The organism is Streptomyces sp. NPDC030820, assembly GCF_055572075.1.
Genome location: NZ_JBVIEB010000003.1, coordinates 438,779 through 452,216 on the forward strand (window position 1 = coordinate 438,779; position 13,438 = coordinate 452,216).

Here is a 13,438-nt window from a genome sequence, read left to right on the forward strand (position 1 = left end):
CGCCGACTTCCCGCCGGGACCGGCCGGTGAACGAGACGTACGGCATCGTGGGCGTGACGGCCGTGATCCTCGCCACGGTCCTCGTCGGCGCGCTCGGCCTGCGCATCTCCCGTACCACCTCCGACTTCTACGTCGCCTCGCGCACCGTCGCCCCCCGGCTCAACGCCTGCGCGGTCAGCGGCGAGTACCTGTCCGCCGCGTCCTTCCTCGGCGTCGCCGGACTCGTCCTCGCCCAGGGCGTCGACATGCTGTGGTTCCCCATCGGCTACACCGCCGGGTTCCTGGTCCTGCTGGCCTTCGTCGCCGCCCCGCTGCGCCGCTCCGGCGCCTACACCCTGCCCGACTTCGCCGAGGCCCGGCTGGAGTCCCGGGCGGTGCGGCGGACCGCCGGTGTGCTGGTCGTCGGCATCGGCTGGCTGTATCTGCTGCCCCAGCTGCGCGGCGCCGGCCTCACCCTGCGGCTGCTCACCGGCGCCCCCGGCTGGCTCGGCGGTCTGGTCGTCGCCGCCGTGGTGACCGCCGCCGTCGCCGCCGGCGGGATGCGCAGCATCACCTTCGTCCAGGCCTTCCAGTACTGGCTGAAACTCACCGCCCTGCTGGTGCCCGTGGTGTTCCTGCTGCTCGCCTGGCGCGGCGACCACGCCCCGGCACCCGCCTGGGACGACCGGCCCGTCTTCCACCGCTCCACCGAGGTGCGCATCGACAAGCCACTCACCCTCACCGTGCGCGAGCCGGTCCGGGTCACCGCGTCCGGTACGGTCGACGGCCGTGCCCTGCACGGGATTTCACTGCGGCTCGGCGAGGGCCGGCACCGGATCGGCGCGGAGACCGCCCTGCGCTTCCCGGCCCGTGCCCGCGTCCCCCTGCCGGACCGGGCCGCCGACCGTGCCGCGCCCTCCAGCTGGGCCGAGCCGCTCTCCTCGGACCGCGAACAGCACAGCCTGTACGCCACCTACGGGCTGATCCTCGCCACCTTCCTCGGCACCATGGGCCTGCCGCACGTCGTCGTCCGCTTCTACACCAACCCCGACGGCCGCGCCGCCCGCCGCACCACCGTGAGCGTGCTCGCCCTGCTCGGCGCGTTCTATCTCCTCGTCCCCCTGTACGGCATGCTCGGCCGCCTGTACGCCCCCGATCTGCTCCTGACCGGCGACACCGACGCCGCGGTCCTCGTCCTGCCGCAGCGACTGCTCGGCGGGGTCGCCGGGGACCTGCTCGGCGCCCTCGTCGCGGGGGGCGCCTGCGCGGCGTTCCTCTCCACGGCGTCCGGGCTCACCATGTCCGTCGCGGGCGTCCTCGCCCAGGACGTCCTGCCCACGCTCGGCGTCCGCCACTTCCGGCTCGCCACGCTGCCCGCGATAGCGGTGCCGACGGCCGCTGCTGCCGTGGTCAGCGACCTGCCCGTGGCGGACGCGGTCGGCCTGGCCTTCGCGGTCTCCGCTTCCTCCTTCTGCCCGCTGCTGGTCCTCGGCATCTGGTGGCGCGGCCTGACCCCGCCGGGCGCGATCGCCGGGCTCGTCCTGGGCGGCGGCTCGGCGCTCACCGCGGTGACGGCCACCATCGCCGGCGGCGCCCGCTCCGGCTGGCTGCACACCCTGCTGGCCTGGCCCGCGGTGTGGTCCGTCCCGGTGGGCTTCGCCGCGATGGTCCTGATCTCCCTGGCCACGCGCAGCCGCGTCCCGCCCGGCACCGCCGCCACCATGGCCCGCCTCCACCTCCCCGAACCCCCGGCCGCCACCCGCCCCAGAACGGCGACGACCTGACCGAGGAGCCGTTGTGCAGACCAGCGACATGGACAAAGACGCCGTGGGGCGCACCGGCCGTCCCGCCGACCGGTTCCGCAGCGTGCTCTCCAACCAGTTGCCGACGCGGGCCGCCCGCCGCGTCGGCCGGGCGTGTGCGCGCGCCGGTCGGCCGAACGGAGAAGCCCGCACGGGCCGACCGGAAGGTGAACACGCCGAGCGGGCCAGGCACGCGGCGGTCGGCGGCGCCCCCCGGCACTGCTCCGCCCACCCCGCCGGCCCGAACCCCTGTCGCCCATGACCGTCCTCGGTACCGCGGCGCTCGCTCTCGCCGGGTTCGCGTTGTTCGTGCTCGGTGCCGCCCTCGGGCACGGGGCGGCGCGCCGGCAGCAGGAGCAGTCGGCCGGCAGCGAGGGGGCGCGGCGTGCCCTGGCCCATGCCCTGCACACCGCCGCGCTCGCCGCGGCGCCCCTGCGCGCCGGGCTCACCCCGGACACGGCTCGGAAGACGGTCCGCAGGCTGCGCCCCCTGCTCGGCACCCCCGCCCTCGCCCTCACCTACGACACCGCCGTGCTCGCCTGGGACGGCGCGGCCGAACACCACCGCGCGGAGGTGACGGCACAGCTCGCCCATCCGTCCCGTGCCCGGACCTTCCCGCTGTTCTGCGACGACACCGGCTGCCCCGTCCGCTGGGGTGCCCTGGTGCCGCTCCCCGTCGACGGCAGCGCCCCCGGCGCCCTCGTCCTGCTCGCCGCCGACGAGTCCACCGCCCTGGTCCGGGCCGGCGAGGAAGCGGCCCGCCGGCTCTCCCTGGAAGTCGAACTCGCCGGGCTCGACCGAGTCCGCACCAGCGCCCACGAGGCCGAGGTCCGGGCCCTGCGCGCCCAGATCTCCCCGCACTTCATCTACAACTCGCTCGCGAGCATCGCCTCCTTCGTCCGCACCGACCCCGAGCGCGCCCGCGAACTCCTGCAGGAATTCGCCGACTTCACCCGATACTCCTTCCGCCGTGGCGGCGACTTCACCACCCTCGCCGAGGAGTTGCGCTCCATCGAGCAGTACCTGGAACTCGCCCGGGCCCGATTCGGCCGCCGCCTCACGGTCACCCTGCGCATCGCCCCCGAGGTGCTGCCGGTGACGCTGCCCTTCCTCTGCCTGCAGCCCCTCGTCGAGAACGCCCTCAAACACGGTCTGGAGGGGGCCGTGGAGCGCATCGGCGTCACGATCACCGCCGAGGACGAGGGCACCGAGGCCCGGGTCGTCATCGAGGACGACGGCATCGGCATGGAACCGGAACGCCTGCGCGCCATTCTGCGCGGCACGGCGGGACCCGCCACCGGCATCGGCCTGAACAACGTCGACCGCCGGCTGCGCCAGGTCTACGGCGACGACCACGGCCTCGTCATCGAGACCGGCGTCGGAGCGGGCACGAAGATCACCCTCCGCCTCCCCAAATTCCGCCCCGGCATCCAGGCCAGGCCCGCGCAGCCCTAGGCGTCCCGGCGGTGGTCCCGGATCTCAGGGAGCTGCTGGAAGCCGGCTGACCTGTAGGTGGCGACGGCGCCGACATTGGAGCTCGGGGTGCAGACGACCGCGCTCGACGAGCCCAGCTCCCGCAGTGTGGCCGCCGCGGCGACGGTGATCGCCCTGCCGTAGCCGTGACCGCGGTGCTCCCGGTGCACTCCCATCGGCTCCAGCAACCCGGGCTTCCCCGGACCGGCCGACCACACCGTCACCGTCGCCACCGCGTTGCCCTGGCCGTCGTAGGCGACCAGACACCGGGCGTCGGCGTACGGCAATCCGGCCGCCATCGCGTGCCAGCGCTCGACCGTGAACGTCGACGTGTCGAACGACGCCCGCTGTACGGCGGTCCGCACGTGCGCCTGCTCCGGCCCGATCACCTCGACCCGCACGCCTGGGTCTGGCACCGGCGCCGTGAGATCGCGGCGCAGCGGGGTCCACGGCTCGTCCCCGTTCCAGCCGTGCTCGAACAGCAGATCCTTGACCAGCGCGCCCATGGGCGCCTCGACGTACGCCTTCCCCGCCATCAGTACGCCGCGCTCCGGCTTGGTGATGTCCGCAACCAGCCGCTGTGCCAGTTCCTCGTCCCGCCGAGCCTCCGGCGCGATCGTCAGCCGCAACAGCTCGGGACCGTCCAGCAGCCCGACGGCGAGCATGCGTCCGTCCCGGCGCCAGGTCCGGACCGCCGCGGCCGTCGCCTCCGCACCGAACCGCCAGAACCAGCCCAGATCCCCCGGATGCAGTTGCATCGGCGCCCCGTCGTACTGCCACTCCCGCAGCACACCCACAGCCTCGCTCAACCCGTCGACTTCCGGCTTGCCCAGCACGATCGCCATACCCCCGATCACACACCACGGCGCCGACCATCCGCACCCGGTTTCGGGCCGGGGTTGTCCTTCGACATCGAAGACAGTCGCGTGCAGCGCGCTGATCTGTAGACGCGAGGTGGTGGGCCACGTTGCCCTTCTTCGCGTCGAGCTGCGCCGCAAGCCGTCCAAACCCTTTGATGCTTTCGCAAGCGCTGTGCTCTACTCCCTGCCATGACGACTCTGACGAAGCTTCAGCCTGCTCCTGTCGTCGACGAGACAGCCCGGCTGCTGACCGAGCACTACGTTTTCCCCGAGATAGCCGAGCAACTCGCCGGCCTGCTGCAACGACGCCTCGCCGAGGGGGCCTATGACGTCGACGCTGCCGAGGAGCTCGCCCGTCTGGTCACCGCGGACCTGCAGTCCGTCAACGGCGACCGACACCTGAGACTGAAGCACCACGCCGACCCGGTGTCCCCGAAGCAGGGGGCGGCCACCCGGGACGCCATGCGCCGGGACTTCGACACCTCGCTGGGCGGTGCGCCCCGGGTGGAGTTGCTCGGCGGTGGGGTCGCCGTGGTGGAGCTGGCACCGATGCTGTTTCCGCTGGAGTGGGCCGCCGAACCGCTGAGCGCCGCGCTCACCCTGGCCTCCCGCGCCCAGGCGCTGATCGTGGACCTTCGCTCCAACCGGGGCGGCGACCCGGACACGGTCGCCTTCGTCTGCAGCTACCTGCTCGACGAACGCACCCACCTCAACACCATGTACTGGCACGGCGGCGACCGCAGCGAGCAGTCCTGGAGCCTGCCGCACGTTCCTGGCGCGCGCTTCGGCGGCAGCAAGCCGTTGTATGTGCTGTCCAGCGACAGCACCTTCTCTGCCGCTGAGGAGCTGGCGTACGACCTCCAGCAGCTCGGCCGCGCCGTGGTCGTCGGTGAGCGCACCCGCGGCGGCGCGCATCCGTGCAAGGGCTGGACCGTGCACCCACACCTGGAAACCACCGTCCCCGTTGGCCGCGCCATCAACCCCGTCTCCAGCACGAACTGGGAGGGCACCGGTGTGCAGCCGGACATCCCATGCGCCGCTGCTGACGCCCTCGACCACGCGCACGCGCTGGCCCTCGCCCGACTGGCAGGCTGACCCAGTCCAGCTCACCGACAGCACGCACGCGGCCTCCTCAAACGCCTTGACTGGATGACAAGGGACAGGGGTAGTCGGGACGTGCTCAGCCGTCGGCGCGGACGAAGACGGGCTTGAGGTGTTTCTCGGGCAGGGCCTCGGGGAGTTGCTCCCAGTCGAGGACGTGGGAGACGACACGGGCGGGGTCCACCGACGCGGTCGCCCGCCCGGTCTGAGGGCTCGCGGTCGCGCATTGATGCACAGCCACGACCCGGGGTCAGGCCGGCGCGGTGGCCGCTCGGCGGAGATGCCGGGCGAAGAACCGGACCGCGCTGGCGGCCTCGAACCGGGGGAGCTCCTTGTGCTTGCCCGCGTTGGCGTGCAGGGTCTTCTCCTTCGAGGCGAAGGCGTCGAACAGCGCGAGACCGGCCTCGCGCGGGATGTGTTCGTCGTCCCACTGCATGTCGTACTCGATCGGGATGGTGATCTGCTTCGCCTTCTCCGCCAGGACATCGGGCCAGTGCTGACCGAAGACCGCGGCCGTGATCCGGGGTTCGATCGCCGCCAACGGCACGCCTATCGCTGTGCCCATGTTGATGCCGAAGTAGCCGACCGGCCCGTCGGCGCCGATTTCCGGAAGTTCCTGGAGGGCGTCCAGGGTCGCCTGCCACTCGGGCACGGCGAGCTCCGCCAGGTGGGCGTTGTAGCGGACGACGATCGGTCCTTCCGGCTCGCCCGCCGCCCTCGCCCGGAACAGCTCGGCGATCTCCTGCTCGTCGTGTGCCGTGCGCGGCCGGTCGCCGTGACCGGGCGCGTCGATGCACGCGACGTGGAAGCCGCAGCCGTTCACCAGGAGTTGTGCACGACCGGCCATCGCCGGATGCTTCTTGTGGTTGCCGCCGCCGTGGCCCATCAGGACCAGGGGCGCACGGTGTGCGCCGGATGCGGGGGACCAGAGGACACCGGGGACCTCGCCCACGGTGAACTCGCGTTCGATCATGCCGTTGACGGACGACTCGGCGATGAACTGCAAAGATTTCATGGCGTGTTGCCTTTCGGGAGTGCCTTGTTGTCGAGGCGCTCCCGGCGACACCTACGTCAATCGCCCGACCGTGACGACGAGGGGGAGCACCCACACGAATACAGCGTTCATGGGTCTCACCTCCTCGGCCTTGATCACGGTCAACTGCAAGCTACCAGATCGATGATCAGCCCGCCCAACCCCTTTTCCTGGTGGCGGGAAGCGGTGCGGCACCGTGCCGGGTCGTCGTGTGCCGGGACTGCTGCCGCGGCAGTCCCAAGGTGACCGGGATCGATCACGCGGCTCAGACCGCGCGTCTGCGCGCGGAGGTGCCGGTGCGCATCTCCGACTGCCTCGGCGTGTGCGACCAGGCCAACGTCATCGTCGTACAGCCGTCCGCCACGGGCCGGGCCCCCCGGTGCGCGGCCGGTCTGGCTCGGGCTCGTCAACGACCCCGACGCGACCGAGGACATCGTCACCCGGGTCCGCTCCGGCGGCCCCGGCGTGGCTGCCGTGCCGGACATCCTCGACCTGTACACCTTCACCCCACCCCGCCGCCGCACGGATTCCCGCTGACCCACGGGTCTCGTACCGTCCCGCCTGGTGGGAGAGGAAGATCACTTGGGCGGGAGGCGGTCTTGGCCATGCGCGCGTCACGCGGTACGGTCGGTCCGATATCGATGACGGCGAAACGGAAGCCGGTGGGAATCCGGCACGGTCGCGCCACTGTATGCGGGACCCCCAGCGGGCTCGTGAGTCAGACCCGTGGTCGTCGTCCTGTGCACCACCGAGATGGGACGCGAACTCCCAGAGGAGGCCCTGCCATGGCGCAGACCGTCGCCCAGCCGACAGCCACCACCCCCGTCGTTCCCGCCAAGCTGCCGCTGAAGGCGATTGCTCCCTGGGCGGTCTTCTTCGGCATCCTCATGCTGGTCCTGCTCTACTTCGTCGGCGCCGAGCAGGGCGCCACCTCCGTGTTCAACGGCACGGACGTCCACGAATGGGTGCACGACGCCCGCCACCTGCTGGGCTTCCCCTGCCACTGACGCGACGAACACCGCGCGCCCATGAACTCCGCAACCGTACGGAACCTTCTCGTCCGGGGCATGCTCGCCGGCCTCGCGGCCGGCGTGCTCGCCCTGGTCGTGGCCTACGTGCTCGGTGAGCCGAACGTCGACAAGGCGATCAGCTTCGAGCAGGCCCACTCCCACGAGCACGAGATGGAGGCCGTCTCCCGCTCCCTGCAGTCGACCGCCGGCCTCGCCACCGGTGTCCTCGTCTACGGGGTCGCCTTCGGCGGCATCGCCGCGCTCGCCTTCAGCTTCGCCCTCGGCCGCGTGGGCCGCTTCGGACCGCGCGCCACGGCACTGCTGCTGTCGGGCTGCGCGCTGCTCGCCGTGTACGTCGTGCCGTTCCTGAAGTACCCGGCCAACCCGCCGTCGGTCGGCAACCCCGACACCATCGGCAAGCGGACCACCCTGTACTTCCTGATGATGCTGCTCAGCGTCCTGCTGGCGGTCGCCGCCACCATCCTGGGCAGGCGGCTCGCGCCGCGCCTGGGCACCTGGTGGGCGACGGTGGCCGCGGTGGTCGCGTTCACCGTCGTGATCGGTCTGGCGTACCAGTTCCTGCCCGTCGTCAACGAGGTACCCAAGGGCTTCCCGGCCACCCTGCTGTGGCGGTTCCGGCTCTCGGCACTGGCGATCCAGACCGCTCTGTGGGCCGGATTCGGCCTGGTCTTCGGTGAGTTGGCCGAACGGCTGCTGAACCCCAAGCCGGCGACGGCCGCCAACCGGCGAGCGGTTCCGGCCGCGCACTGACTCCTCGCGCACGGCACAGGGCCCGACGGAACCGTCCGTCGGGCCCTGTGCCGTTCTCCCCGCCTAATCGGCCTCCGGCGCGGCAGGCGGACATCCCAGTCGCAGATTCCAGCGCCCGGCCCGGCCGCTGAGCTCCGTTACGGTCAGCGGCGGCACGTCGAGGCGCCAGAAGACCGCCGCGGGCACACCGAGTGCGTCGACGACGGCTGCCCGCACCACCTCCGGCTCGACCACGGCGAGCGTACGACCCGTCAGGTCCTGTGCGTCGGCCAGCCACCGCGCGACCCGCCGACACAGATCCCGCACGGATTCACCCCCGTGCGGTGCGCACTCGGGGTCGGAGAGCCAGCGGCCCACCGCCTCCGGCTCGGCGGCCCCCACCTCCTCCAGGGTGCGCCCGCGCCAGCGGCCCACATCGAGACCGGCCAACTCCGGTACCGGCACGGCGTCGAGGCCCAGTGCCGCGGCCGTCTCCCGGCAGCGCACGCCGGGGGAGGTGAGGACACGGACCGCGGGGGGCAGGGCTCCGGCTGCCGAACGGGCACGTGCCGCTCCGCTGCCGTCGATCGAGCCGCCGTCGTCGAAGCGGGCCTGCCGCAGCGATGCGCTCATGGCGGGGGAGAGGAGAAGGACTCGGCTGGTCACGTGGTCCAGAGGTACCAGCATCGGCGAACGACGCACAACATCCCGCTGACGACCGGGTCAGCCGGGGATTTGCGGCGCACCACGCGCACTGGCGATCATGGGTGGCTCGGTTCCCCCGGAAGAACAGGCGGCGGCACGTGATACCTCCCGTTCCCTCCCTCGACCGGCGCCGGCTGCTCGGCCGGGTCCTTCCGGCCACGGCCGCGGCCCTGCTCACCGGGACGGCCACCGCCTGCGCGGGGACGGGTTCCTCCCCGCGGGCGGCCGAGCCGCTGCTGGCGTTGGTCTACCGAGGGCCCGCGGCCTGCGACGGATGTGCCGAGGCGGTCGCCGCGCTGCTGAAGAAGGCCCCGCGTCCGTTCACGGTCGCCTACGTCGGCCCCGACGAGGACGTCCCCCTGACCGCGGCCGGTCTGGCGGACGCCGACGTCTACGCACAGCCCGGCGGCAACGACGATCTCGACGGCACCTGGGCCAAGCTGAGGGGCGCCGCCGGGGCGATCCGCGACTGGACGCGGGCGGGCGGCCGCTACCTCGGATTCTGCATGGGCGGCTATCTGGCCGGGAGGGATCCGGGATTCGGCCTGCTGCCCGGCGACACGGACGAGTACATCACCTCACCGCGCGCCTCGGTCCATGACGCGAAGGACACGGTCGTGCCGGTGACCTGGAAGGGCAAGCGGCGCCATATGTACTTCCAGGACGGGCCGTACTTCCGGCCGGCCGACGGTGCGGATGTGTCCGTACTCGCCAGGTACGACAACGGCACGGCTGCCGCCGTCGTCGCGCCGTACGGCAAGGGGCGGGTCGGAGTGGTCGGGCCGCACCCCGAGGCGGATGCCTCCTGGTACACCGACGCGGGGCTGAGGAATCCCGACGGCGTGCGGTTCGATCTCGGCCACGACCTCATCGAGGAGACCGTCAAGGGGCTGTAGCGGTCCACGCGTCGCGCCCTCCTGCCGGGCAGGTGCCGGTGCCTCGGAATCGTGGGGCTTCCTGGTTGGTTTGCTCGGTCGTTCAGGTGTTGGTTCGCGGTGCTCCGCCCGTACGGGGGGCCGGGCGGAACACCGCGAAGTCTTGGTGGGGGTGGGTATGTCGGGTGGGCGGCCGTGTCGTGGGCTTTCTGGTTGGCTTGCTCGGTCGTTCAGGTGTTGGTTCGCGGTGCTCCGCCCGTACGGGGGGCCGGGCGGAACACCGCGAAGTTTTGGTGCGGGCGGGCACGTCGGGTGGGCGGCCGCCCGCCGGTTCGGCTACAGCGGCACGTCTCCGCACAGGTGGACCTCGACGCCCAGCTCGGCGAAGAGGGCGGCCTTGGCACGCAGCGCCTTGTCGGCCGTCTCCGCGTCGGGGGCGTAGGCCACGTTCAGGTGGTTGGCGCGGTGACGGGCCATGAACTGGTCGCGGCTGACCCCGTGCAGCACCGCGTGCATGATCGGCCACTGCGGGGTGGTGGCCTCGAGGCGGCGCCGGGTCTCCTCCTCCGGCAGCTCGATCGCCGTGGCACGGCCGAGGTCGACATGCAGCCGGCCGTCCATCAGGAACACCCGCGACCAGACGACCTCGCCCGGCTTGGAGACCCCGCTGAGCGTGCCGCCGCCGAGCGGGAAGTACATCGGGGGCTGCCGCATGCTGTACGACTTGTCGTAGCCGCCGTTGTGGGAGGCGGGCACCGAGCCGGAGATCTCGAAGACCCACACGAACCGGCCGTCGTACTCCTCGCCCCAGCGGATGTCGTGCAGCGTGGTGGCCGGGTCGAGGCCCATCGCCGTCCAGACGCGGTTGGTGACCAGGGAGTCGACGGCGACACCCTCGTCCACCTCGTTGAAGTGCGGCAGCGGCGCGCCGGCGTAGAGCTCGCGGGCACCGTCACGGCTGAACACCGGCGGGCGCTGGACGTTGTTGAGCAGACCCTCGGCGAGGTCGCTGGCCGGGACGGTGTCCTTCAGGCCCTGCTGGTACTGGATGCCGACCGCGTCGAGCCCGAAGTCGTCGGCGATGCGCAGCGCGGCTATGTACATCTTGAACTGGCTGAGCAGCTGGGCGTCGGTGAGCTCGGTGGCCTCGTCCGTACCGGTGTGGAACCGCATGCCGGCGTGGTCGAGCCAGGCGCGGACCGCCTGCGCCTCCTCGTCGGAGACCTTGTTCATCTCGGCGACCAGGGCGCTCTGCGACAGCCGCTCCTTGTAGATGCCGAGCGGGTTGAGGAACTCGTCGTCGATGATGGCGTTGTACATGCCCATGCAGCCCTCGTCGAAGACGCCGATGATCGCCTTCTCCTCACGCAGCTGCCGGGCCAGGGCCACGCCGAGTTCGGTCTCGGGGTCCTCGGGCAGGGGCGGCAACGGCCGGACATGGCTGGCGTCGTGGGTGAGGGTGCCGGTCTCCAGCCAGGTGCGCAGGCCGTCGCGGGCCCAGTCGTCGGTGAAGTCCGGGCTCCACAGCACGGAGTACTCGCGCCCGGCCTTGGTGAGGCTGCCGGCCAGGTTCAACAGGCCCACCAGGCCGGGGAATTCACCGCTCCAGTTGGCCACGACCAGGATCGGGCCCTGATGGTCGCGCAGCCCGGCCAGCACGTGGTGACTGTACTGCCACACGCCCTCCACGACGATCAGCGGCGCGTCCTTCGGCAGGGTCTTGAACACCTCGATGCCGGCGCGCTGGCTGTCGATGAAGCCGTGTCCCTTGGCCGCGTCGAAGGCGTGAGCGCGGCGCACCTGCCGTCCGAGGTCGGTCAGCGCCGCGGCGAGGTCCTTCTCCAGCTTCTCCTGGGTCGGCCAGCAGGTGACGTTGGCGGCGGGGCGCAGGTCACCGCTGGCCACGGTGTAGACGGTGTTGGGTTCGGCGGTCGCCGGTCGGCTGGGGACGGGCAGGGTGTATGCGGTCATGCGATCTCCGTTGGGGTGTGCGTATGACGGCCACCCTCCAGTCGACCGAGTCGGATGGTGGGTGGGCACAGGTCGGGGGTCCAGGGGGCGGAGCCCGCTGGCTGGGTCCAAGGGGCGGAGCCCCTTGCCTGGTCGAGGCCGGGCTCAGCGCTCCTGGAGCGGCGCCAGGGCATGCACGGTCGCCGAAGTCTCCCGGTACAGCCGCCGGTAGAGCTCGTACAGCCCGTCGTAACGGCTCCGGTGCTCCACGCGCGGCGTCACCGTCCGCTGCACCGGGTTCCAGCGGTCGATGTCGGCGTCCCCGACGAGCTGCGCCGCGAGCAGGGCACCGCCGTAGCTCGCGCCGATCGTCGTGCTGCGCAGCTCCTGCGGCCGGCCGGTGATGTCGGAGACGATCTGGGTCCACAGGGCGCCCTGGGTGCCGCCGCCGACGGCGACCACGCGGCGGATGTCGCCGCCCGCCTCCTCGATGACCTCGATGTTGTGGCGGACCCCGAATCCGGTGGCCTCCAGCGCGGCCCGGTACAGGTCGCCGCGGGTGTGGGAGAGGGTGAGTCCGGCGATCACCCCGCGGGCGTCCGGATCCATGATCGGAGTGCGTTCGCCGGAGAAGTACGGCAGCATCAGCAGCCCGCCCGCGCCGGGCCCCGACTCGGTGGCCAGGCGGGTCAGTTCGGCGTGGTCGCCATCGGCGAACAGATCGCGCAGCCAGTTGGTGACCGCGCCGGAGGTGGCCATGCCGCCGGCCAGGTTGCGGGTGCCGGGCAGGGCACCGACCGTGCCCCACAGCGACGGGCTGGTGAGCGGCTTGGGCACGGTGTGGATCAGGAACATGGTCGTGCCGTACATGAGCATCAGATCACCGGTGCGCTGCGCACCGACGCTGAGGGCCTCGGCCCAGGCGTCGATGGTGCCGGTGGTGACGGGGATCCCGGCCGGCAGGCCCGTCGCTTCGGCGGCCTCGGCGGTGACGGTGCCGGCCGCCTCGCCCGACCAGCGCAGCGGCGGCAGCTCGATGCCGGGGGCCACCTCGGCGGCCCAGGGGCCGTACCACTCGCCCGTGAGCGTGTCGTACAGCGGGGTGCACTGGCTGGCCGAGTGGTGGTCCAGCACATAGGTCCCGGTGAGCTTGCGGACCAGCCACGAGCTGGGCATGTACAGACGGCGGGCGCGGGCGTAGAGCTCGGGCTCCTCCTCGGCGACCCAGGCGATCTTCGGCCCGGCGGCCTGGGTGGTGAGCGCGGAACCGCACCGGCGGATGATCTCCTCGGCGCCCAGCTGCTCCTCGATGCGGCCGATCTGACGGACCGATCGGGTGTCGACGCCGTAGAGGATCGCGGGGCGCACCGGCGTGTCGTGCTCGTCGGTGAGCAGGACACAGGGGCCCATGCCGCTGACCCCGACCGCGAGCACGTTGGTGTCGCCCCGGCCGGTCAGCTCGCGGGCGATGTCGGTGAACTCGCGCCACCACATGGAGGCGTCCATCTCGAAGCGGCCGGGACCCGGCCTTGAGGGGGTGTGCTCCCGCACGGCCGAGCGGATCAGGGTGCCGTCGAGGCCGACGAGGACGCCCTTGCTGCTCGATGTGCCGATGTCCACACCGATGACTGCGTTGCGAGGCATGACGAGCACGCTTGCAGAAATCGATTTCAGCGTCAAGGGGCCGCGCGGAGTCCGACCTCGTCGCCGAACACGGCCGCGCAAACAGCTCAGTACGGGCATGGTGCGGCCGATGAAGTGCAGGGGCGTCTCACCCCTTGACACCCCCTGACGTCGGCCCTACTTTTCGCTGAAATGGATTTCACAAGGTGCGTGGCCCGGTTCCGGGCCCGCCCCGCACCCCACCCATGAAGACCGTGAAGGCACAGAACACGATGAC

11 protein-coding genes, 2 pseudogenes and 1 riboswitch are annotated in these 13,438 nt (G+C 71.8%); of the genes and pseudogenes, 7 read left to right on the top strand and 6 right to left on the bottom strand.

Annotation, left to right across the window (positions count from 1 at the left end; translation table 11 throughout):
• The first annotated feature begins 26 nt into the window (after positions 1-26).
• Both ACZ418_RS10410 and ACZ418_RS10415 read left to right on the top strand, forming a co-directional pair.
• Entirely contained in the window at positions 27-1,763 is a 1,737-nt protein-coding gene (locus ACZ418_RS10410) for a sodium/solute symporter (protein WP_468359971.1), read from the top strand.
• A gap of 276 nt (positions 1,764-2,039) precedes the next feature.
• Positions 2,040-3,236, top strand: a complete 1,197-nt coding sequence (locus ACZ418_RS10415; protein ID WP_468359973.1) for a sensor histidine kinase — start codon at positions 2,040-2,042, stop codon at positions 3,234-3,236.
• Here ACZ418_RS10415 and ACZ418_RS10420 read toward each other — a convergent pair.
• Positions 3,233-4,099 carry a GNAT family N-acetyltransferase gene (locus ACZ418_RS10420; RefSeq protein ID WP_468359976.1) on the bottom strand — a complete coding sequence of 289 codons (867 nt, stop codon included), beginning with the start codon at positions 4,097-4,099 and terminating at the stop codon, positions 3,233-3,235. The genes ACZ418_RS10415 and ACZ418_RS10420 overlap by 4 nt on opposite strands.
• 204 nt (positions 4,100-4,303) lie before the next feature.
• Between ACZ418_RS10420 and ACZ418_RS10425 the strand changes: the two genes are divergently transcribed.
• Positions 4,304-5,209, top strand: a complete 906-nt coding sequence (locus ACZ418_RS10425; protein ID WP_468359979.1) for a S41 family peptidase — start codon at positions 4,304-4,306, stop codon at positions 5,207-5,209.
• Between the two features lie 85 nt (positions 5,210-5,294).
• Here ACZ418_RS10425 and ACZ418_RS10430 read toward each other — a convergent pair.
• Together ACZ418_RS10430 and ACZ418_RS10435 are read right to left on the bottom strand one after the other, a co-directional pair.
• Positions 5,295-5,399: pseudogene (locus tag ACZ418_RS10430) on the bottom strand (zinc-dependent alcohol dehydrogenase); the annotation flags it as partial.
• Positions 5,400-5,465: 66 nt separating this feature from the next.
• Entirely contained in the window at positions 5,466-6,230 is a 765-nt protein-coding gene (locus ACZ418_RS10435) for an alpha/beta hydrolase family protein (protein ID WP_468359981.1), read from the bottom strand.
• Between the two features lie 188 nt (positions 6,231-6,418).
• On the opposite strand from ACZ418_RS10435, the pseudogene ACZ418_RS10440 reads away from it, so the two are divergent.
• From ACZ418_RS10440 to ACZ418_RS10450, 3 genes and pseudogenes are all read left to right on the top strand, one after another.
• Positions 6,419-6,785 (top strand): annotated as a pseudogene (locus tag ACZ418_RS10440) (hypothetical protein).
• A gap of 73 nt (positions 6,786-6,858) precedes the next feature.
• Positions 6,859-6,997, top strand: a riboswitch (cobalamin riboswitch).
• Between the two features lie 36 nt (positions 6,998-7,033).
• Positions 7,034-7,255, top strand: a complete 222-nt coding sequence (locus tag ACZ418_RS10445) for a CbtB domain-containing protein (protein WP_191875862.1) — start codon at positions 7,034-7,036, stop codon at positions 7,253-7,255.
• Positions 7,256-7,276: 21 nt separating this feature from the next.
• Positions 7,277-8,029, top strand: a complete 753-nt coding sequence (locus tag ACZ418_RS10450; protein WP_468359985.1) for a CbtA family protein — start codon at positions 7,277-7,279, stop codon at positions 8,027-8,029.
• Positions 8,030-8,092: 63 nt separating this feature from the next.
• On the opposite strand, the gene ACZ418_RS10455 is transcribed toward ACZ418_RS10450, so the two are convergent.
• Positions 8,093-8,674 carry a histidine phosphatase family protein gene (locus tag ACZ418_RS10455; RefSeq protein WP_468360784.1) on the bottom strand — a complete coding sequence of 194 codons (582 nt, stop codon included), beginning with the start codon at positions 8,672-8,674 and terminating at the stop codon, positions 8,093-8,095.
• Between the two features lie 137 nt (positions 8,675-8,811).
• Between ACZ418_RS10455 and ACZ418_RS10460 the strand changes: the two genes are divergently transcribed.
• Complete coding sequence (locus tag ACZ418_RS10460) at positions 8,812-9,609, top strand: BPL-N domain-containing protein (RefSeq protein WP_468359988.1); 798 nt, start codon at positions 8,812-8,814, stop codon at positions 9,607-9,609.
• Positions 9,610-9,924: 315 nt separating this feature from the next.
• Here ACZ418_RS10460 and ACZ418_RS10465 read toward each other — a convergent pair whose 3' ends face one another.
• Entirely contained in the window at positions 9,925-11,559 is a 1,635-nt protein-coding gene (locus tag ACZ418_RS10465; RefSeq protein WP_468359990.1) for a fucose isomerase, read from the bottom strand.
• A gap of 144 nt (positions 11,560-11,703) precedes the next feature.
• Positions 11,704-13,182, bottom strand: coding sequence for an FGGY-family carbohydrate kinase (locus ACZ418_RS10470; RefSeq protein WP_468359993.1), 1,479 nt, complete (start codon positions 13,180-13,182; stop codon positions 11,704-11,706).
• Positions 13,183-13,438: the final 256 nt, after the last annotated feature.

Bases quoted from the DNA above. Each gene is read 5' to 3' on its own strand.
- ACZ418_RS10415 (WP_468359973.1), top strand. From the start codon at position 2,040: ATGACCGTCCTCGGTACCGCGGCGCTCGCTCTCGCCGGGTTCGCGTTG.
- ACZ418_RS10420 (WP_468359976.1), bottom strand. From the start codon at position 4,099: ATGGCGATCGTGCTGGGCAAGCCGGAAGTCGACGGGTTGAGCGAGGCT.
- ACZ418_RS10425 (WP_468359979.1), top strand. From the start codon at position 4,304: ATGACGACTCTGACGAAGCTTCAGCCTGCTCCTGTCGTCGACGAGACA.
- ACZ418_RS10435 (WP_468359981.1), bottom strand. From the start codon at position 6,230: ATGAAATCTTTGCAGTTCATCGCCGAGTCGTCCGTCAACGGCATGATC.
- ACZ418_RS10445 (WP_191875862.1), top strand. From the start codon at position 7,034: ATGGCGCAGACCGTCGCCCAGCCGACAGCCACCACCCCCGTCGTTCCC.
- ACZ418_RS10450 (WP_468359985.1), top strand. From the start codon at position 7,277: ATGAACTCCGCAACCGTACGGAACCTTCTCGTCCGGGGCATGCTCGCC.
- ACZ418_RS10465 (WP_468359990.1), bottom strand. From the start codon at position 11,559: ATGACCGCATACACCCTGCCCGTCCCCAGCCGACCGGCGACCGCCGAA.
- ACZ418_RS10470 (WP_468359993.1), bottom strand. From the start codon at position 13,182: ATGCCTCGCAACGCAGTCATCGGTGTGGACATCGGCACATCGAGCAGC.